The 19,001-nt window shown below is 66.5% G+C and carries 16 protein-coding genes; 11 read left to right on the forward strand and 5 right to left on the reverse strand.

The genetic code is table 11. The annotated features are described in order from the left end of the window. The first annotated feature begins 95 nt into the window (after nt 1–95). The 3 genes from ACQR2C_RS21165 to ACQR2C_RS21175 all read left to right on the forward strand — a co-directional run bounded on the left by ACQR2C_RS21165 (nt 96) and on the right by ACQR2C_RS21175 (nt 3,008). The gene (locus tag ACQR2C_RS21165) at nt 96–1,583 is read left to right on the forward strand and encodes a hypothetical protein (protein ID WP_434882025.1); all 1,488 of its coding nucleotides are present in this window, start codon (nt 96–98) and stop codon (nt 1,581–1,583) included. A gap of 164 nt (nt 1,584–1,747) precedes the next feature. Continuing rightward, complete coding sequence (locus tag ACQR2C_RS21170) at nt 1,748–2,014, forward strand: hypothetical protein (RefSeq protein ID WP_434882026.1); 267 nt, start codon at nt 1,748–1,750, stop codon at nt 2,012–2,014. Between the two features lie 457 nt (nt 2,015–2,471). Then, a complete protein-coding gene (locus ACQR2C_RS21175) occupies nt 2,472–3,008 on the forward strand; it encodes a PRC-barrel domain-containing protein (protein WP_316238377.1) in 537 nt (178 codons plus the stop codon). Between the two features lie 70 nt (nt 3,009–3,078). Here ACQR2C_RS21175 and ACQR2C_RS21180 read toward each other — a convergent pair whose 3' ends face one another. From ACQR2C_RS21180 to ACQR2C_RS21195, 4 genes are all read right to left on the reverse strand, one after another. After that, the gene (locus ACQR2C_RS21180) at nt 3,079–4,485 is read right to left on the reverse strand and encodes an ATP-binding protein (protein WP_434882027.1); all 1,407 of its coding nucleotides are present in this window, start codon (nt 4,483–4,485) and stop codon (nt 3,079–3,081) included. A 24-nt stretch (nt 4,486–4,509) separates the two neighbouring features. Continuing rightward, entirely contained in the window at nt 4,510–5,250 is a 741-nt protein-coding gene (locus tag ACQR2C_RS21185; RefSeq protein WP_316177862.1) for a response regulator, read from the reverse strand. A gap of 317 nt (nt 5,251–5,567) precedes the next feature. After that, entirely contained in the window at nt 5,568–7,205 is a 1,638-nt protein-coding gene (locus tag ACQR2C_RS21190) for a DUF4403 family protein (RefSeq protein ID WP_315804380.1), read from the reverse strand. Nucleotides 7,206–7,449: 244 nt separating this feature from the next. Further along, on the reverse strand, nt 7,450–8,148 hold the full coding sequence (locus tag ACQR2C_RS21195) for a L,D-transpeptidase (protein WP_434839188.1): 699 nt from the start codon (nt 8,146–8,148) through the stop codon (nt 7,450–7,452). A gap of 357 nt (nt 8,149–8,505) precedes the next feature. On the opposite strand from ACQR2C_RS21195, the gene ACQR2C_RS21200 reads away from it, so the two are divergent. From ACQR2C_RS21200 to ACQR2C_RS21210, 3 genes are all read left to right on the forward strand, one after another. Then, nucleotides 8,506–9,561: a glycosyltransferase family 4 protein gene (locus tag ACQR2C_RS21200; RefSeq protein ID WP_316217598.1), complete on the forward strand. Its 1,056-nt coding sequence runs from the start codon at nt 8,506–8,508 to the stop codon at nt 9,559–9,561. A gap of 50 nt (nt 9,562–9,611) precedes the next feature. After that, entirely contained in the window at nt 9,612–10,301 is a 690-nt protein-coding gene (locus ACQR2C_RS21205) for a class I SAM-dependent methyltransferase (protein ID WP_434882028.1), read from the forward strand. A 145-nt stretch (nt 10,302–10,446) separates the two neighbouring features. Further along, on the forward strand, nt 10,447–11,079 hold the full coding sequence (locus tag ACQR2C_RS21210) for a hypothetical protein (protein ID WP_316177869.1): 633 nt from the start codon (nt 10,447–10,449) through the stop codon (nt 11,077–11,079). A 247-nt stretch (nt 11,080–11,326) separates the two neighbouring features. On the opposite strand, the gene ACQR2C_RS21215 is transcribed toward ACQR2C_RS21210, so the two are convergent. Next, entirely contained in the window at nt 11,327–12,991 is a 1,665-nt protein-coding gene (locus ACQR2C_RS21215; protein WP_434882029.1) for an aminotransferase class III-fold pyridoxal phosphate-dependent enzyme, read from the reverse strand. A gap of 35 nt (nt 12,992–13,026) precedes the next feature. Here ACQR2C_RS21215 and asd point away from each other — a divergent pair, with 35 nt between their 5' ends. The 5 genes from asd (at nt 13,027) to ACQR2C_RS21240 (ending at nt 18,877) form a co-directional block, all read left to right on the forward strand. Then, nucleotides 13,027–13,902, forward strand: coding sequence for an archaetidylserine decarboxylase (gene asd / locus ACQR2C_RS21220; RefSeq protein ID WP_315804385.1), 876 nt, complete (start codon nt 13,027–13,029; stop codon nt 13,900–13,902). A 115-nt stretch (nt 13,903–14,017) separates the two neighbouring features. Beyond that, nucleotides 14,018–14,995 carry an NUDIX hydrolase gene (locus ACQR2C_RS21225; protein ID WP_434839185.1) on the forward strand — a complete coding sequence of 326 codons (978 nt, stop codon included), beginning with the start codon at nt 14,018–14,020 and terminating at the stop codon, nt 14,993–14,995. 150 nt (nt 14,996–15,145) lie between these two features. After that, nucleotides 15,146–15,655 (forward strand): (2Fe-2S)-binding protein, encoded by a 510-nt coding sequence (locus tag ACQR2C_RS21230; protein ID WP_434882030.1) that lies wholly within the window; start codon nt 15,146–15,148, stop codon nt 15,653–15,655. Further along, nucleotides 15,652–16,668 carry an FAD binding domain-containing protein gene (locus tag ACQR2C_RS21235; protein WP_434863838.1) on the forward strand — a complete coding sequence of 339 codons (1,017 nt, stop codon included), beginning with the start codon at nt 15,652–15,654 and terminating at the stop codon, nt 16,666–16,668. Before ACQR2C_RS21230 ends, ACQR2C_RS21235 begins: the two co-directional genes overlap by 4 nt. Nucleotides 16,669–16,672: 4 nt before the next feature. Next, complete coding sequence (locus ACQR2C_RS21240; RefSeq protein ID WP_434882031.1) at nt 16,673–18,877, forward strand: xanthine dehydrogenase family protein molybdopterin-binding subunit; 2,205 nt, start codon at nt 16,673–16,675, stop codon at nt 18,875–18,877. The last annotated feature ends 124 nt before the right edge of the window (nt 18,878–19,001 follow it).

Genomic DNA, 19,001 nt, shown 5'->3' on the forward strand with positions numbered 1-19,001 from the left:
ACGCCGGGCGAGTGCGGATGCGCCGGCGGTTTACCGCGAATTATGCCGTGCATGCTTGGCTGGCGGAGCAATTCCGCCAACGGGGCCCTGCCGCGATGACGCTGTCCGTCACCCACACCGAAGCGACCGCCGGGCGCACGCAGGCGCTGCTGCCACTATGGGTCGGCGCCGGCGTCTATGCGCTGCTGCTGATCTCCGGCAACCGGCTGCTCAACGATCCCGACACGCTGTGGCAGATCACGGTGGGGCAGTGGATCATCGACCACCGCGCGGTGCCCGAGGTCGACGTCTATTCCTTCACCATGCGCGGCGCGCCCTGGATCTCCACGCAGTGGCTGGCGCAGGTCGCCTATGCCGCCGCTTACAGGTTCGCCGGCTGGACCGGGCCGGTGGTGCTGGCGGCCTCGGCGACCGCGCTGTCCTTCGCGCTGTTCGCGCGCGCTCTCGGCCGGCATCTGCGCGATGCCACGACATTGGTGTTCGTGGTCGCGGCGTTCCTGCTCTGCCTGCCGCATCTGCTGGCGCGGCCGCATGTGCTGGCGTTTCCGATCCTGGTGGCCTGGATCGCCGGACTTGTCGATGCCGCCGATCGCAAGGCCGCGCCGCCATGGCCGCTGGTGCTGCTGATCGCGCTGTGGGCCAATCTGCATGGCGGATTCGTGTTCGGCCTGTTCTTCATCGCGCCCGCCGCGCTCGACGCGCTGGTCAATGCCGATGCCTCGGCCCGCCGTAGCCTCGCGCTGCGCTGGGCCGGGTTTGCAGCGCTCGCGCTGGTGGCGAGCTGCTGCACGCCCTATGGCTGGAATGCGCTGCTGGCGTCGCAGAAGATCCTCTCGCTGGGTCAGGCGCTGCCGCTGATCGTGGAATGGAAGGCGACCGATTTCCAGGGGCTAGGTCCGTTCGAGATCTGCCTGCTGATCGCCATCGGGTTCGCGCTGTTCCATGGCCTCAGGCTGCCGCCCGTGCGCATCATGATGCTGCTCGGCCTGCTGCACATGGCGCTGGCGCAAGCGCGCGCGGCGGAGATCCTGGCGCTGGTGGGCCCGCTGGTGCTCGCCGCGCCTCTGGCGCGGCAGGCGGGCGCGTCGCCCGTGCTGCCGCAGGCGCGCGTGCCGGGCGCGGCGCTGACGGCGGCAGTGATGCTCGCGCTCGGCGCCGGCACCATCGCGTCGGCCGCGATCCTGAACTACGCGCCGAACATGCGCGGCACCCCCGTAGCGGCCGTGACCGAGCTGAAGAAGCTCAACCTCACGCGGGTGCTCAACGACTATGATTTCGGCGGCTACCTGATCTCGGCCGGTGTCGCGCCGTTCATCGACGGCCGCACCGAGCTCTATGGCGAGAAGTTCTTCGTCGACCACAATGCCGCCTCCGGCCTGATGGAGCCGGACAATCTGTTCCGCCTGCTCAAGGACTACGACATCGAGGCGACCCTGCTGCGCACGCAAAGTGCTGCGACCAAGCTGCTCGATCACGTCGACGGCTGGCAGAAGGTCTATGCCGACGACATCGCCACCATCCATCTGCGCAAGGCGGGCGCCCGCCATGTCGCGGAACCGGCGGTCACCTCCGGCGGCAATTGAATCAAAGACGTCGATCCCATCCGCGTGAGGTCGGATGTCGCGCGGCATCCCGGCGCGTGCAAATCCGCCGCCGCGTGGGTAAGATCGCGGCCGTCAGTTCGACAGCATGCCTGACTCATTCAACCTGACTCATTCAAGAAGACTGAACAGAGAGGGAGCGCGTCATGGCCGTGAAGGCAGCCGACGATCATTCACCCAGCATTGACCGTTCATTCGACATCGACGCGACGCCATCCACGGTTCGCGTCGTGGATCTGCCGCGAAACAATCCCTGCGCCCAATGTGGCGAGGCGATCGCATTGCCGTCCTGGGTCGAAAAGGACGGCCGCCGCACCGCCTATCTCTGGCACTGCCGCCTCTGCGACTATCGCTACGAAACCATCGCCTTCTATGCCGAGTCCGTCGACGAGGACGGTGCGATGGCGGCGTAGTCGGCAGGCGTCCCCAGCCGAGCAATTCAATGGGCCTGGACGGAATGCTGAACAGATGGTCTATCGGTTGATGCCGAAGTGAGCACAGCAATAGCGGCTTGCTCCGCTCGAGCTCGCCGGCTTGCGGGGAGAGGTCGGATTGCATCGAAGATGCAATCCGGGGGGGTACGGTCCAACTATGCCCGACCACCCTCGCGGCTGCCCCTCACCCCAACGCTCTCCCCGTAAGAACGGGGAGAGGGAGCCGACCGTCACCGCGGCGAGCAGCTAACAAGCTCCACGCAGCTGCGTCATACCGTACTAACGACGTCCGCCAGCTCCCCGAACCGTCACAAAGTGACACTGCCGCGGCGCACTGAGACGGCTTGTCGCGCAGCGTGACGAAATCGTGGTTCCCTGGGAACGCCGACTGTCCATTGCCGTTCTCTCGTCACCATTCACTGAGAGGAGACACCACATGGTGATGAAGACTGTTGCGGCCGGCCTCGCCGGTTCCCTGCTGCTCGCGACCGCCGCCTTCGCTGCGGAGAGCACCACCACCACGACCAGCACCACGATCAAGAGCAACACCACCGCTGCGTCCTATCAGGGCGACTGGCGCAGCTCGAAGCTCGTCGGCGTCAAGGTCTACAACAACAACAACGAGAACGTCGGCTCGATCGACGACCTGCTGGTCGACAAGAGCGGCGCGGTCAAGGGCGTCGTGATCGGCGTCGGCGGCTTCCTCGGCATGGGCGAGCACCTCGTCGCGGTCTCTTTCGACCAGGTGAAGTTCTCGGATCAGCCGGTGCAGTCGACCACGGCTTCCAACGCTCCGGCTTCTGGCACGACCTCGTCGACCAACCCGCCGGCTTCGACCACGACGACCGGTGCCGCCACCGGCACGTCGTCCTCGTCGATGAGCTCGAAGAACCGCTGGTATCCCGACCATGCGATGATCAACGCGACCAAGGACCAGCTCAAGGCGATGCCCGAGTTCAAGTACTCGGAGTAACGGCGTCACAGACGATTAGTCGATCGTCTCGATCGCGGCGCGCCCGGATCCGTCCGGGCGCGTTCGCGCGTCATGCTGCGGGGCGCAAGGTGGTCTGGCCGAGCGGCAGCTCGATGCGGGCGATCAGCCCGCGCGGCTTGCGATCGTGCAATGACAGCTCGCCGCCGTGCGCCTGGACGATCGCCTTCGCAATCGAGAGGCCCAAGCCGAACCCGGTGGCCTCGTCCATGTTGCGGGCATCGTCGCCGCGCACGAACGGCTCCAGCATGTCGGGCTTGCGCGCATCGGCGATCCCCGGTCCGTCATCCTCCACGTCGATCGTCAGGCACTTCCCCGACGCCGATAGTCTGATCACGGTTTCCTTGCCGTACTTCACGGCGTTCTCGACCAGGTTGGTGACCGAGCGCATGAGATCGTCGGGCCGCACCGTCGCCATCGCGTGCGCCGGGCCGATGTAAGTGACATTGTGGCCGACATCGGCGAACTGGTCAGCCACGAGCTGCAGGATGCTCGCGATATCGACCAGCGTCATCGGCTCGAGCTTGCGGCCGTTGCGCAGGAATGACAGCACCGAGCCCAGCATCGCATGCATCTGATCGAGATCGGCGAGCATGCGATTGCGCTGCAGCTCGTCCTCGACGAACTCACAGCGCAACCGCATGCGGGTCAGCGGTGTCCGCAGATCGTGGCTGATGGCCGCCAGCATCTTGGTCCGGTCGTTCATCAGCGCCGTGATGCGTTGGCGCATCCGGTTCAGGGCGCGCGCCAGCGACCGGATCTCTTCCGGTCCGCGCTCGGGCAGCGCAGTGGCATCGCCATCGAGGCTGAAGCTTTCGGCAGCCTTGGCGAAGCTCGACAGCGGTGAGGTCAGCGCGCGGGCCGCCCACAAGCCGAGCAGTGTCGTGCTGATCAGCGCGAACATGATCGTCGTCAGCCACGGGGCGCCCCAGAACGGTGGCCGGTGCGGCCGGTCGGCCATTCGGGCGGAGACCATGTTGCCATCAGGAAGGGCGAAGATGACGGTATGCGTCTGGGAGCCGGGCGGCGGCATGAAGATGCGATAGCCTGGGCCAAGGCCACGAAAGCCGCCCGGACCGTGAGGCCGTCCGTCGGTGAGCTCAGGAGGGACCGGGTGGCGCTCGTCGCCACCGGTCCCGGCCTCGACGTCGGGGCCGGCCGGCTCGCGCCGGCGGCCATCCGGCAGAGGTCCCGCGTGAGGCTTGAGCTCGAACTCGGGATAGGCGCGGGCAATGTCGGAGATCAGTCGCGGCCGTTCGGCAGCGGGCGCGCGTCCAAGAATGCGGATGGCGGTCGCGAGCTGAAACGGCCCGACTTCGTTTTCGGGGTCGGGCTGCTCGGCGCGATAGATCAGGAACGTCGCCGTGATGATGGCATGGAGCGCCACGATCGAAATGGCCACCAGCGCCGTGATCTGGCCGCGGATTCCCTTGAGGTTGAGAAAGCCGAACGACATCATGACATCGCCATTCGATCCGGCCGGTCAATGGCTTTGCGGGCCGGTCACCACCTCGACGACGGGCGTGAACATGTAGCCGCCGGAGCGCACGGTCTTGATCATGGTGGCCTCCTGCGGGTCCGGCTCGATCTTGCGGCGGATGCGGCTGACCAGCACATCGATCGAGCGCTCGAACGAGCCGGCGTTGCGGCCCTGCGTCAGGTCGAGCAGGCTGTCGCGCGACAGCACGCGGCCCGGCCGCTCGCAGAAGGTGCGGAGCAGATCGAATTCCGCGCTCGTCATCGCGACGCGCGCGCCTTCGGGATTGCGTAGTTCGCGGAGCCGGAAGTCGATCGTCCAGCCGAGGAAGCTCAGCGCGGTCGCGCCTTCGGTTGCGCTCGCCGTCATCGCGGCCGCCTGTCGGCGCAGCACCGCGTTGATGCGGGCGAGCAGCTCGCGCGGATTGAACGGTTTTGGCAGATAGTCGTCGGCGCCCATCTCCAATCCGAGGATGCGGTCGACGTCCTCGCCGCGCGCGGTGAGCATGATGATCGGCACTTGCGATTCCGCGCGCAGCTTGCGGCACAAGGTCAGGCCGTCCTCGCCGGGCAGCATGACGTCGAGGATCAGGAGATCGACACGGTGGTCGCCCATGATGCGGGTCATCTCGCGGCCGTCGGTCGCGGTGGTCACGTTACAGGCATTGTTGCGCAGATATTTCGCGATCAGCGTCCGCGTCTCGCGGTCGTCCTCGACGACAAGAATGTGTGGTTGTGTCTGGGCCATACCGACAAGTGACCTAGAATCGCGGCGTTTTGCGAAGAATTTTGTTACGGAATGTTTCCTGCGACGGGCGCGCGGACAAGGCCCGACAATCTCTCCCTGCGCCGTGTTGCGGCTTCCGTGAGGGCGCGTCAAGCCTCGCGAAACGTATGGCCTCGGGGCCGCAGCACGCTCGCGCGATGCGGCTGCATCGGGTTACCGGAAACGGTGCGGACATTCGTGAGTGGCCGCAGACCAGGTCAGGCCCGATTGAATCGTTGCCGGTCGTTGCACGATCCGAACGCCCGCAGCGACGGGATGCGACATTCCGAAACGGCCCGTCACAGTCCCGGCAACGTATTGACTCGAACCGACATCGTGCCCTCCGCCGAGGCGATCACGCGCAGCACGGTGGCGTCGAAGGCGATGTCGGTCAAAGCGAGGTTGTTGATGTCGGTATCGACGCGGATGCCGTTCTCGTTCTTCTGCAGCTCGGCGACCGCGGTCGCGATCTTGTCGCGGACGTTGTCGGCGAAAGGCTTGAGATCGACCACCGAACGTTCCAGCAGCGCGCGCTGCAGATGCGGCACCACGGCGCGCGCGGCGGCGCCGAGCAGGCCGAACGCCGCGTCGGATTCGACGGCGAGCTGCAGGTCCGACAGCCGCAGGATCTGCTGCGCCTGATCGACCATGGGGCGTCCCCAGATGTGCACGGTCGCGTCGGCGCCGAGGCCGAAGAAGCTCTCCTTCTCCTTGCCCTTCACCTGCAGCGAGATCAGCAGCCGGTTGCCCGAGGGCACGACGGTCGCGTGCTTCACCGTGACCGCGACCGGGCCGGAGCCGTCCTCGGGGAACGTCCGCCCGGCGAGCTGCGAGTCGACGAGCTTGCTGAGCTCGGTGAACGGGACGTCGATCGGAACCGCGACGTTGATGGCGCCGGCGGTGGGTGGAATGATCGTGATCTTGTCCGGGAACGGACACTCCGGCTTGGTCTCGGCCGCCGTGACCCGGGTCTCCGCTTCGATTCCCATGGTGACGCTGACGGCGTTGGCATCGATCGCGGGCTGCGCGGCCAGCGCCCGTGTCGGCTTGATCTCGAGCCAGACCGCGGGCAGTCCCGGCGTGGTGCCCTGAAGCGGCACCGAGCGGCAGGCGCGGGCCCACTGCGCCTGCGCCACGCGCCGCACGGTCGGGTCCTTGCGCAGCCTGTCGCTGAGCGCGCTGAGCTGGTCGTTGACGGTCTTGTCGATGACCGGCTTCATCTGCGCGGGCACGTTGACGCGGGCGCCGGCGACGGTCAGCGCGGTGTCGCCGAGATTGACCTGGGCGGTGAAGTTCGGCTCGACATACCAGGCGGCGGCCAGCCGCGGCCGCATCGCGATCAGCACGTTGCCCTTGATGTCGGCGGTGGCGTTCAGATTCTTGATGTTGATGCCGCCGATCTGCTTGGCCGCATCCGAGCCGAGCAGGCCGCCGATGGCGTCGCCGAGCGCGCCGGTTGCTTTGGCGGACAGCGATCCGGTGACGTTCAGCCGGCCCGAGAGCGGCGTCGCCAGCGACAGAGTGTCCTGGGTGCCGGTGGCGGCGATGGCGCCGCGGGTGACGGTCCAGCCGATGTCGGCATTCTGCAGGATCTGGTTGACGGGATTGTCGGCCTTGCCGGCGAAATTGCGCGGCGTGGCCTTTTCGGCGGCGTCGCGAATCGCGCCGAGCGAGATCGAGACCGGCGTCATGATGATCGAATTGCGCGTGGCCGGCGGCAGCGGCGGCAGTTGGGTCAGCTGCGGCGCCGGCGTGCTGCCCGAGAACAGAAACACCTCCACGATGATGATGCCGACCAGCACGATGGCGGCAAGGCCGGCGGCGCCGATCAGGATCAGCCGCAGCCGGGGCGGCGAGCGCCGCGGCGGAGGCTGCGTTCTCGGGGCGAGCGGATGCGGCCTGCTTTGCCAATCCGGTCGCGGTGTCGGAAGGTTCATGTCGGATCCACGGACTCCAGCTGCCACGCCGGCCCATGCCGGAAGCGGCGAGATCGCGGTTAATACAAGATTGCCGAGCTTACAGGGCCGGACGGAGGCGCGCCAGGGCAGCCCGTGACGCGGATCATCATCAATCGGCCGTGATGGTGAACGCCGACATGCGCGCAAAGAAATGACCGCCGCGGCTTTTGGGCCTCGGCGGTCCAGTCAGGGAGGATCCGGAAGAAGGAACGAGCGGCGCGGGCTAGCGTGTCATGCGGCCGAGATCGGCGCGGCGCTCCATCGGCAGCACGATCACCTTGGCGCCGACGCTGACGCGGGAATAGAGGTCGATCACGTCCTGGTTGGTCAGGCGGATGCAGCCCGACGACACATGGGTGCCGATCGTCTCCGGCGCGTTGGTGCCGTGGATGCGGTAGACGGTGCCGCCGAGATACATCGCGCGGGCGCCGAGCGGATTGCCGGGACCGCCGGCCATGTGACGCGGCAGATATGGCTGGCGTGCGATCATCTCCGGCGGCGGCGTCCAGTCCGGCCATTCCGCCTTCCTGGTCACCGACTGCACGCCCGACCAGGTGAAGCCGTCGCGGCCGACGCCGATGCCGTAGCGCATTGCCTGGCCGCTGCCGAGCACGTAGTAGAGGTACTTGTTAGGCGTATCGATCACGACCGTGCCCGGCGCCTCGCGAGTCGAATAGCTCACGACCTGGCGGCGCAGCCGCGCCGGCAACTCATAGGCGGTCGCCTCGTCCTCGCGCGGTGTGATCAGTTGCGGCGCCGTCGCCGGCGGCTCATAGGCCGCAATCGGCGGCGGCAGCAGGAACGGGAAGGGGAGTGGCGCGGGAGGTGCCGCCTGCGTCGGCGTCGCCGCCACGATTGCGGATGCGACGAGTACACCAAAGAGAATGCGGGATGACGAATACACTGTGCCGGGCGTGACCATGGACGTCCCCTCGTTTGATCGCTTGTTGCGCGCCGCGCTTGTCTCGGCCGGCGTCGTCAAAATCAGTTGCCTGTCATCATTCTTTGCGGCGCATTGACCAACGCCCGATGCTGCAACTCATAGGGGAGAAAAGTTTCGTTGCGTTTGCGCGCTGCACGCAAAACGGTTTCGTCGGCTTAACCGTTTGTTTCATGACGGTTTCACGACAGCGCCCGCGCGGGACGGCCACGGATCGCGGGGAAAACAGCGGCGGGCGGCCAAAAAGACCCTTCGACAGTTCGATGACGTCACACGCCTGAAATAACAATGTCGGATTTTGCGGCTGTTCAGAATCGCTGCAACTTTCCGGATCGCCTTATGCGGATCTTAATCGCAACCGACGCCTGGCACCCTCAGGTCAACGGCGTCGTGCGCACGCTCACCTCGCTGGCGCGCGCGGCCACAGGCCTCGGCGCCGACATCACATTCCTCACGCCGGAGGGGTTTCCGTCGTTTGGCGTGCCGACCTATCCGGGCCTGCGCCTCGCCGTGACCAACGGCCGCGAGATCGCCCGCCGCATCGAGGCCGCAGCACCCGATGCGATCCATATCGCCACCGAAGGCACGATCGGCTGGGCGGTGCGCCGCTACTGCCTGCGCCACGGCCTGCCGTTCACGACGTCCTACACGACGCGCTTCCCTGAGTATGTCTCGGTGCGCACCGGCATTCCCGATGCCGTCGGCTACTGGGTGATGCGCCGCTTCCACGATGCGGCCGCGATGACCATGGTGGCGACCAATTCGCTGAAGCAGGACCTCGCGTCGCGCGGCTTCAAGAAGCTGGGTTTCTGGACCCGCGGCGTCGATACGAAACTGTTCAATCCGGATGAGCCGGTCACGCTCGATTTGCCGCGCCCGGTGTTCATGACCGTCGGCCGTGTCGCGGTCGAGAAGAACCTCGAGGCGTTCCTGTCGCTAGACCTGCCGGGCTCGAAGGTCGTGATCGGCAACGGTCCGCAGAAGGCGGAGCTCGAGCGTCGCTTCCCCACCGCGCATTTCCTCGGCGAGAAGACCGGCAAGGACCTGACCGCGCACATGGCGGCCGCCGACGTCTTCGTGTTTCCCAGCCTGACCGATACGTTCGGCGTGGTGCAGCTGGAGTCGCTGGCGTGCGGCACGCCGGTCGCGGCCTTCCCCGTGACCGGTCCGCTCGACGTCATCGCCGACCATCCGATCGGGGCGATCGACTGGGATCTGCGCGCGGCGTGCCTGAAGGCGCTGACGATGTCGCGCGAGACCTGCCGGGCGTTCGCGCTCGACCGCTCCTGGGAGAACAGCGCGCGCCAGTTCATCGGCAATCTCGCCGTGCTGCAGCCGTCCCGCGTCGTGCGACCGACCCCGGTGCTGGCCGGCCAGAGCGCGGTGCGCGGCTGACGGCGGATCTTGCGTCACTCGATCAATTCCAAACCAAGTGAGATGTAACGATGGCAGAAACCATGAAGCTCGACGGCGCGCGGGAGCTCGACTTCGATCGCGAGCAGGTCGAGCAGGCCTATGACCGCTGGGCGCCGATCTACGACCTCGTGTTCGGCGGCGTGTTCGAGAAGGGCCGCCAGGCCGCGATATCGGCCACCAACAAGCTCGGCGGCCGCGTGCTCGAGGTCGGTGTCGGCACCGGCATTTCGCTGCCGCTCTATGCGCCGCATGTGCGCGTGTTCGGCACCGACATCTCCGAGGCGATGCTCGGCAAGGCGATGCGCCGCGTCGCCGACCAGCGGCTGAAGAACGTCGAGGGGCTTGCGGTGATGGACGCGGAGCAGCTCGATTTCCCCGACGATTCGTTCGACGTCGTGATGGCGCAATATGTCGTCACCGCGGTGCCGAACCCGGAGGTCGCGCTCGATGAGTTCGCCCGCGTCCTGCGCCCGGGCGGCGAATTGATCATCCTGACCCGCGTCAGCGCCGATGCCGGCATGCGCCGCGTGGTCGAGCAGGCGTTGCAGCCGGTCGTGCGCCGCCTCGGCTTCCGCACCGCCGAATTCGGCTGGTCGCGCTACATGCGCTGGCTCGCCGGAGCGCAGCGCATGGAGCTGGTCGAGCGCCGGCTGATCCCGCCGCTCGGCCATTTCTCGCTGGTCCGTTTCCGCAAGCTGGAGCGTGCTGCCGCGGCTTGAAGCCGCGGCCACCGTCTACCGCCGCTGCGGCGTTCTCCGTAGTCCAAAACGTTTCACTGCGTCCGATCGTGTGACATCTTGATGATGTCACACCATCTACACCGAATCCCTGTACACGACCTGCAACTCATTCTTCGGAGCAACCATGATCAAGCATTTCCTGGAGCAGCTGCGGATCCAGCGCTGGGACGACCATCGCTACTATCATCACAGCCGTATCAATCAGAGCCTGCACTTTGTCAGCGCGCTCAGCTTCATGATCGCCTACGTGATGATGGTGTTCGATCCGCTGGTCTCGGCGCTGATCGGCTGGCTGGTGTCGATGACCTCGCGCCAGGCGGGCCACTTCTTCTTCGAGCCGAAGGGCTACGACCACGTCAACCAGGCGACCCACGAGCACAAGGAAGAGATCAAGGTCGGCTACAATCTGCAGCGCAAGGTCGTGCTGATGTCGATCTGGGCCGCGGCCCCCGTGGTGCTGTATCTGCAGCCGACCCTGTTCGGCCTGCTGCCGCCCTGGACCTCGGCGATGGAGTTCGTCCGCGAGACCGCCAAGCTCTGGCTGGTGATCGGCATCGGCGGACTGCTGTTCCGCACCATCCATTTGTTCTTCATCCGCGACGTCGAGACCGGCCTCGTCTGGATGACCAAGATCATCACCGACCCGTTCAACGACTTCATGCAGTACCGCTCGGCGCCGCTGGCGCTGCTGCGCGGCGAGTTGATCGATCCGGGCCTGCATCTCATGGGCGAGACCCTCGAGGAGCAGCACGCCTGATCGGACCGATGCGTCGGAGTTGCGCGATGCCCGGGCCGGTCCCGGGCATCGGTGTTTGTGGGGGCTGTCGATGTTGAACGCAGGCTGTTGCGGCAAGGGCAGTGCGCCCCCTCTCCCGCTTGCGGGGGAGGGGCGGGGAGGGGGCAGGCTTGCTCCGCTGATCGTGAGAGCGCGTCGTGCCGCGGCCCCCACCCGTCGGGCTCTGCGAGCCCGCCGACCTCCCTCGCAAGCGGGGGAGGCGCTGGCCTCAGCGCCCGAACGCGGCGCCAAGCATTTCCTTCAGGATCTGGCGCTTGATCGCCTTGTTGGTGAGTGTGCCGTCGTTCCACCACCAGCCGTCCTGCTTCATCTTCTCGGTCGCCGAGACGAAGCGCCTGGTCACCTCGGCGAAATCGGCGTCGGTGTAATTCAGGCTGAAGATGAAGCGGCCGGTGCCGACCCAGCTCAGCGCCAGGCCCTCGGCGCGCAGATAGTATTGCAGCATCCAATTGTAGCGCGACGGCACGGTGTACTCGACCAGCCAGATCGACTGCAGATTGGAGACGCGCACCGGCAGCTCCTTGGCGGTGAGCTCCGCGTTGAGCTGCGCGGCACGGCCGTTCCAGGTCTCGTCCAGCCCGTCATAGATGGCGCGGAAGTTCGGGCTGTCGAGCCGGCTCAGGAACTCGTCCATTGCCGCCATCACGTAAGGATGCGAGTTGAAGGTGCCGCGCGCGAAGCAGATGTCGGCCGGGCGGTCGTCGCGGAAGCGGCGCATCAATTCGCGCTTGCCGCAGATGACGCCGATCGGCAGTCCGCCGCCGAGGCTCTTGCCGTAGGTGACCATGTCGGCTGTGATGCCGAAATACTCCTGTGCGCCGCCCGGAGCGAGCCGGAAGCCGAGGAAGACCTCGTCGAACAGCAGCACGATGCCTCGTTCCGTGCAGACATCGCGCAGCTGCTTCAGCCAGGCGGTGTAGGCCTCGCGGTCGTACTTCCCCTTGCGCGAGGAATCGACCAGCGCGGAATCGCCAGGCGCGTTGCCGTTCGGATGCAGCGCCTGCAGCGGATTGACCAGCACGCAGGCGATGTCGCGGCGGGTACGCAGGACATGCAGGGTTCGCTCGGACATTTCGGCGAGCGTGTAGGTCTCGTGCGGCGCAATCGGATTGCCGACGCCGGGCTGCACGTCGCCCCACCAGCCATGATAGGCGCCGGCGAAACGCACCAGATGGCTGCGACCGGTGTGGTAGCGCGCGAGCCGCACCGCCTGCATCACCGCCTCGGTGCCGGACATGTGGAACGAGACCTCGTCCATGCCGGACAGCTCGGTCAGGCGCTTCACATTGTCGGCCACGACCGGGTGATAGAGCCCGAGCACCGGACCGAGCGCGCTCGCGCGTCGCTCGGCGGCTGCGATGCACTCCTTGTAGAAATCGTAGCCGAAGATGTTGACGCCGTAGGAGCCGGTGAGGTCGTAGAACTGATTGCCGTCGAGATCGGTCAGGGTGACGCCCGAGGAGGCCTGCATGAACGAGCCGGCGCCGAGCTGCTCCTTGACCAGACGGCTGTACTGGAAGGGGACCCGGTAGCTCTGGGTGAACTGCAGGTCGGAGATGCGGCTCGCGGCCTCCGCCGTCAGCGCGCGGCTCTTGGCGAACCTCTCCTGGAACAACGCGCCGAGTCGGAAGAAGCCGTCCTGGCGCTTCGTGGCGATCGCCTGCGGCGCGCCGTCGGAGCGGAAGAAGTCGTCGATCTCGAACTCATAGCGCGGGATCAGCCTGGAGATCCGGCGCGACATCTTGGAATGGCCGGCCAGCGAGCGGTGCTTGGCGCGCGACAGCTCGATGCGGGCCTTGACCTTCGGGGCCATGGCGGCCGTCACGGCAGCGCCAACGGCGAGCGATACATAAGGAATCGAGTTTTCCATCATGTCCAAAAGCGCTAACCACTCCTGCTGACAGATTCATGACAGTCAAAAGCCTGATCGCCTCCGTCACCCAACAGGAAGACCTCAACTTCCTGCTCACCAACCGCGTGCCGCGCGCCGCGCTGACCCGCTTCATGGGCTGGTTCTCAAAGATCGAGAACCCGCTGGTCCGCGACGCCTCGATCGCGCTGTGGAAGCTGTTCTCCGACCTCGATCTCTCCGAGGCCAAGGAGAACCGCTTCAAAAGCCTGCACGCCTGCTTCACGCGCGAGCTGAAGCCCGGCCTGCGGCCGTTCGATCCCGATCCTGCCATCGTCACCAGCCCGTCGGACGGCATCATCGGCGCGCACGGTCTGATCCGCGACGGCGAGCTCTATCAGATCAAGGGCGCACCCTATTCATTGCGTGAGCTCGTCGCAGATCCCGCCGTGGTCGACACCCACCGCAACGGCTGCTTCGTCACCTTGCGTCTCACGTCGAGCATGTATCACCGCTTCCATGCGCCGTACGACATGACGCTCGAGCATGTCAGCCTGATCCATGGCGACGTCTGGAACGTCAATCCGATCGCGCTGAAGCGGGTCGAGCGGCTGTTCTGCAAGAACGAGCGCGCCGTGATCCGCACGCATCTCGCCTCGGGCGAGCCGTTCACGATCGTGCCGGTGGCGGCGATCCTGGTCGCGAGCATCCGCCTGCATGCGCTCGACCGCGTATTGAACGCGCAGACCGAGCGGCCGCTCGCCTACCCCTGTCACAACAATGTGCGCAAGGGCGACGAGCTCGGCTGGTTCGAGCACGGCTCGACCATCATCCTGCTCGCGCCGGGCGACTTCACGTTCTGTCCCAATGTCACGGAGGGCGCCCGCATTCGCGCCGGCCAGCCACTGTGGCGCAGGCGCGTCGCCGCCGGATGAATGTCGGGTCCCTGCCTGCGCAATCTCGATTTCGTCGTTGCGCAGTCCTATATCGGAGCGTTCAACTGACGAATCAGACCGCGGGAGTTGCGGTCGTTGCGGCTCGGGAGAGGCGATGGCGAGAGCGCCGATCATGGCGGCAGGTGGCATCGTGCTGCGGCGGGAACAGCCGCCGCGCATCGCGGTCGTGCGCCTGCGCAAGCGTGACGAATGGGTGCTGCCGAAAGGCAAGCTCGACGACGGCGAGACGCCCCGCGACGCCGCCAAGCGCGAGGTGCTGGAGGAGACCGGCCACAAGGTCACCGTGCATGAATTTCTCGGCACCCTGGTCTACGACACGGGCACGCGTTCCAAGGTCGTGCACTACTGGCGCATGGAAGCGGCCGGCGAGCCGTCGCAGCCGCTGATGGACGATGTCCGCGCCGTCGACTGGCTGCCGCTCGATGCGGCAGTGGGGCGGCTGTCGCGCGACCATGAGAAGACCTTCCTGGAGACCGTCGGGCCCTACGCGCTGGCAGGCCTGATCCGCAAGACCAAAGCGAAGTCCGCGCCCGAGGTGGCGGCGAAGACCGCCGCTGACAAGAAGCCGGTCGAGAAGCCCGCGGTGGAGACGGCGGCGCTCGCGGCAAAGCCTGCAACGGCCAGGAAGCGCCGCAGCCGGATCGTAGAGCAGCCCGCCCCGGCGCCGGAGATCGCCGACCTCGCGATCGACGTGCAGGGCGAGCAGCCAGCCGAAGCCGTGCTTGCGGCTGCGGCGCCCGGCCTCGATCAATCCGAACCGATCGTCTTGGAGACGACGGCTATGCCGGTGGAGGCGGACCTAGCCCCGCTGCCGGCCGAACCCGCAGCGATGGAACGCGAGCCCGCCGACCTCGAGCGCATCGAAGCGGTCGCCGCCGCGATCAAGTCGCTGCTGCCCACCCCGGTCGCGCCGGATGCCGATGTGAGCCGCCAAAGTGAGGACGGGCTTGATCCCGGCGCTGAGGCCATGCCGCCTGAGGATGCGGCCGCCGTCGATGACGAGGCGCAGGACGGACCGCGCCGCCGCAGCCTGGCGGAGAAAATGCGGGCGTGGCTCGGCCGCGCCGCTTGAGCCGGACGGCGACGCGACCGACCAGGCGGTTGCACCGTCCGCCCTTTGCACGTGCTGGCCTGGGCAAGTCCCGCTGGCCGCTGCTGAAAAATTGTTGCGAACCATTGGCGCCATCGCGGGTTGATGCGGGTCCGTCAATGGAGATCCCGCATGAGCGCGTCGCGCGAGAATGCCTTACCCCTTTCCAGGCCTGCGCCTCTGTCCGTCACGCTTCAGATCAACGGCGAATTGCGTACCCTGCCGCTGGCGCCCTGGACCACGCTGCTCGATCTCCTGCGCAACCATCTCGATCTCACCGGCACCAAGAAGGGCTGCGATCACGGCCAGTGCGGCGCCTGCACCGTGCTGATCGACGGCCGCCGCGTGCTCTCCTGCCTGACGCTCGCGGTCATGAAGGACGGCGCCGAAATCACGACCATCGAGGGACTCGCCAAGGGTGATGAGCTGCACCCGCTGCAGCAGGCCTTCATCGATCACGACGCCTTCCAATGCGGCTATTGCACGCCGGGCCAGATCTGCTCGGCGGCCGGCCTGATCGCCGAGGGCAGGGCGAAGACGAAGGACGAGATCCGCGAGCTGATGAGCGGCAACATCTGCCGTTGCGGCGCCTATCCGAACATCGTCGGCGCCATCGAACAGGCGATGGGAGGAGGACGATGAACAATTTCGACTATGCCCGCGCGAGCGATGTCGCCGAGGCCGTCAAGCTCAAGGCGGCGGTGCCGGAAGCCAGGTTCATCGCCGGCGGCACCAACCTGATCGACCTGATGAAGTATCACGTCGAGCAGCCGCGTCAGCTGATCGACATCAGCCGCCTGCCGCTGACGAAGGTGGAGGAGACGAGCGCCGGCGGCGTCAGGATCGGCGCGCTGGTGCCGAACAGCACGCTGGCCTATCACCCGGTCATCGAGAGCCGCTATCCGCTGCTGGCGAGCGCGATCCTCGCCGGCGCCTCGGCACAGCTCCGCAACATGGCCTCGACCGGCGGCAACCTGCTGCAGCGGACACGTTGCGCCTATTTCTACGACGTCGCCACGCCCTGCAACAAGCGCACACCCGGCGCCGGCTGCTCGGCCATCGATGGCCTCAACCGAGGCCACGCCATCCTCGGCACCAGCGCCGACTGCATCGCGACCCATCCCTCCGACATGTGCGTCGCGCTGGCCGCGCTCGGCGCCACGGTGCATGTTACCGGGGCCTCGGGTGAGCGCCTCATCGCCTTCGCCGATTTCCACCGGCTGCCTGGCGACCGGCCGGATCTCGACAACACGCTTCGTGCCGACGAGATCATCACCGCGATCGAGCTGCCGCCGCAAGGCTTCGCGTCGCACCACAGCTATCTGAAGATCCGCGACCGGCTGTCCTATGCCTTCGCACTGGTCTCGGTCGCCGCTGCGCTCGATCTCGACGGCAGCCAGATCCGCGAAGCACGATTGGCGCTCGGTGGCGTCGCCCACAAGCCGTGGCGCAACCAGGCTGCCGAGGACACGCTGCGCGGGCAGGCGCCGGATCCCCAGGCGTTCGGCCGTGCCGCGGACATCCTGCTCAAGGAAGCCAAAAGCTCCGGGCACAATGCGTTCAAGATCCCGCTCGCGCGTCGCGCGATCGTCCGCACGCTGACCCAGGCCGCGAACGCAACCCCGCAGATCCAAGCCATCAAGACCATCCGGTGACGTCATGACAGCTCACATCGGCACTGCCACCTCCCGCGTCGACGGCCGCGCCAAGGTCACCGGTGCCGCCAAATATGCCGCCGAGTTCACCGCGCCGGGCCTCGCCTTCGGCGTCGTGGTCAGTTCCACCATTCCGAGAGGGCGGATCATCAGCATCGATCCCAGCCGCGCGCTCGCCGTCGACGGCGTGATCGACGTGCTGACCCACACCAACCGGGTCAGGATGGCAGACAAGGACGACGATTATCGCGACGAAGTCGCGCCGGAGGACGGCTCGCCCTATCGCCCGCTCTACGACGACCAAGTGCATTTCAACTTTCAGCCGGTCGCGCTGGTCGTGGCCGAGGACGAGGACACGGCGCGCTTCGCGGCGACGCTGGTCGTGGTGGAGTATGAGGCCAAGAGCTTTGCGACCGGTCTGCATGCGCGACGTGAGCAGGCCTTCAAGGTCGACAAGCCGATGAAGCCACGCGGCGACGCGACAAGGGCGCTCGCCGGCGCAGCCGTGCGTCACGACGCGGACTATGGCGTGCCGATCGAATATCACAACCCGATGGAGCTCTACGCGTCGACGGTGCTCTGGCGTGAGGGCGGCAAGCTCGTGGTCTACGACAAGACCCAGGGCGTCCAGAACGTGCAGCGCTATGTCTGCAGCGTTTTCCGATTGAAGGAGGACGACGTCCAGGTGATGTCGCCGTTCGTCGGCGGCGCGTTCGGCTCCGGCCTGCGGCCGCAATATCAGGTGGTGCTCGCCGCCATGGCGGCGCTGAAGCTGAAGCGCGCGGTGCGCGTCGTGCTCAGCCGTGCGCAGATGTATGGCTTGTGCTATCGCCCGGCGACGATCGAGCGGCTGGCGCTCGGCGCCCGTGAGGACGGCACGCTGGCGGCGCTGACGCATGAAGCCATCGCAATGACCTCGCAGCACGAGGCGTTCTCGCGCAACGACATCGGCTGGGGTGACGTGCTCTACACCTCCGCCACTTCGCGCGCGACGCATCGGCTCGCCAGGCTCGACGTGCCGACGCCCGGCGACATGCGCGCGCCCGGCGCCGCCAGCGGCGTCTACGGTCTCGAATGCGCGATGGACGAGCTCGCCGTCGCGCTCAAAATGGATCCGCTCGAATTGCGCCTGCGCTGCTATTCCGATCGGGATCAGGACAAGGATCTGCCGTTCTCCAGCAAGCGGCTGAAGGAGTGCTATCAGCAGGGCTCCGGGGCCTTCGGCTGGTCGAAGCGCAATCCGGAGCCGAGGTCGATGCGTGACGGCCGAGAACTCGTCGGCTGGGGGATGGCGAGCGGGGCCTGGGAGGCCTTGCAGATGCCGTTCGCGGCGCGGATTGTGATGACGGCCAACGGACATGTCGAGGTGTCGAGCGCGACCTCCGATATCGGAACCGGCACCTACACGATCATGGCACAGGTCACCGCCGACATGCTCGGCGTGCCGCTCGACAGCATCAATGTGAAGCTCGGCGACTCCACGCTGCCGAAGTCGCCGGTGGAGGGCGGCTCATGGACCGCAGCCTCGATCTCGCATGCGATCGTCAACGCCGCTGATGATATCCGGGCGGAGCTGTTGAAGATCGCGCACACCATCCCGGGCTCGCCTTTGCAGGGGCTTGGGGCCGACGAGGTGACGCTCGCGGGTGGCGCGATCGTTGCCATCGCGGATCGCAATCGTTCGGTGCCCATGGCCGACGTCATGCGCCATGGCGGCATGGACCGGATCGAAAAGGAGCGCGGCTCGGAGTTCGAGGACGACGACAAGCACGCGCATAACACGCATTCGGCCGTTTTCGCCGAGGTGAAGATCGACGAGGAGCTCGGCGTCGTCAGGGTGACGCGCATCGTCAATGCCGTCGCCGCCGGGCGCATCCTCAACACCAAGACGGCTTCGAGCCAGATCATGGGCGGGGTCGTCATGGGCATCGGCATGGCGTTGCACGAGGAAGCCCAGATCGACCAGCGGTTTGGGCGCATCATGAACGCCAACATCGCCGAGTATCACATGCCGGTGAATGCCGACGTTCACGATATCAAGGTGATCTTCGTCGACGAGGAGGATCGCACCATCAACAAGATGGGCATCAAGGGCGTCGGCGAGATCGGCATCGTCGGCGTCGCCGCGGCGATCGCCAACGCGGTCTATCACGCCACCGGCAAGCGTATTCGGGATTTGCCGATCACATTGGACAAGGTCGTGGGGTGAGCCGGTCTCGCCCCCGACAGCCGACGGCTGTGAGGGGTCTCGGGGAAGATCCCAGAACGGCTCCAACTGTGAGACCCATGTTATGTGAATGTGCGTCACGACCATTGTCGTGTCCCGCGCTGGC

It is taken from the genome of Bradyrhizobium sp. HKCCYLRH3061 (assembly GCF_051168015.1).
GTDB lineage: Bacteria > Pseudomonadota > Alphaproteobacteria > Rhizobiales > Xanthobacteraceae > Bradyrhizobium.

Excerpts from the sequence above, each read along its gene's own strand:
- asd (WP_315804385.1), top strand. The coding sequence starts at position 13,027 with ATGACAGTCAAAAGCCTGATCGCCTCCGTCACCCAACAGGAAGACCTC.
- ACQR2C_RS21200 (WP_316217598.1), top strand. The coding sequence starts at position 8,506 with ATGCGGATCTTAATCGCAACCGACGCCTGGCACCCTCAGGTCAACGGC.
- ACQR2C_RS21240 (WP_434882031.1), top strand. The coding sequence starts at position 16,673 with ATGACAGCTCACATCGGCACTGCCACCTCCCGCGTCGACGGCCGCGCC.
- ACQR2C_RS21170 (WP_434882026.1), top strand. The coding sequence starts at position 1,748 with ATGGCCGTGAAGGCAGCCGACGATCATTCACCCAGCATTGACCGTTCA.
- ACQR2C_RS21215 (WP_434882029.1), bottom strand. The coding sequence starts at position 12,991 with ATGATGGAAAACTCGATTCCTTATGTATCGCTCGCCGTTGGCGCTGCC.
- ACQR2C_RS21185 (WP_316177862.1), bottom strand. The coding sequence starts at position 5,250 with ATGGCCCAGACACAACCACACATTCTTGTCGTCGAGGACGACCGCGAG.
- ACQR2C_RS21195 (WP_434839188.1), bottom strand. The coding sequence starts at position 8,148 with ATGGTCACGCCCGGCACAGTGTATTCGTCATCCCGCATTCTCTTTGGT.
- ACQR2C_RS21235 (WP_434863838.1), top strand. The coding sequence starts at position 15,652 with ATGAACAATTTCGACTATGCCCGCGCGAGCGATGTCGCCGAGGCCGTC.
- ACQR2C_RS21175 (WP_316238377.1), top strand. The coding sequence starts at position 2,472 with ATGGTGATGAAGACTGTTGCGGCCGGCCTCGCCGGTTCCCTGCTGCTC.
- ACQR2C_RS21205 (WP_434882028.1), top strand. The coding sequence starts at position 9,612 with ATGGCAGAAACCATGAAGCTCGACGGCGCGCGGGAGCTCGACTTCGAT.
- ACQR2C_RS21180 (WP_434882027.1), bottom strand. The coding sequence starts at position 4,485 with ATGATGTCGTTCGGCTTTCTCAACCTCAAGGGAATCCGCGGCCAGATC.
- ACQR2C_RS21225 (WP_434839185.1), top strand. The coding sequence starts at position 14,018 with ATGGCGAGAGCGCCGATCATGGCGGCAGGTGGCATCGTGCTGCGGCGG.
- ACQR2C_RS21190 (WP_315804380.1), bottom strand. The coding sequence starts at position 7,205 with ATGAACCTTCCGACACCGCGACCGGATTGGCAAAGCAGGCCGCATCCG.
- ACQR2C_RS21210 (WP_316177869.1), top strand. The coding sequence starts at position 10,447 with ATGATCAAGCATTTCCTGGAGCAGCTGCGGATCCAGCGCTGGGACGAC.
- ACQR2C_RS21230 (WP_434882030.1), top strand. The coding sequence starts at position 15,146 with ATGAGCGCGTCGCGCGAGAATGCCTTACCCCTTTCCAGGCCTGCGCCT.
- ACQR2C_RS21165 (WP_434882025.1), top strand. The coding sequence starts at position 96 with ATGACGCTGTCCGTCACCCACACCGAAGCGACCGCCGGGCGCACGCAG.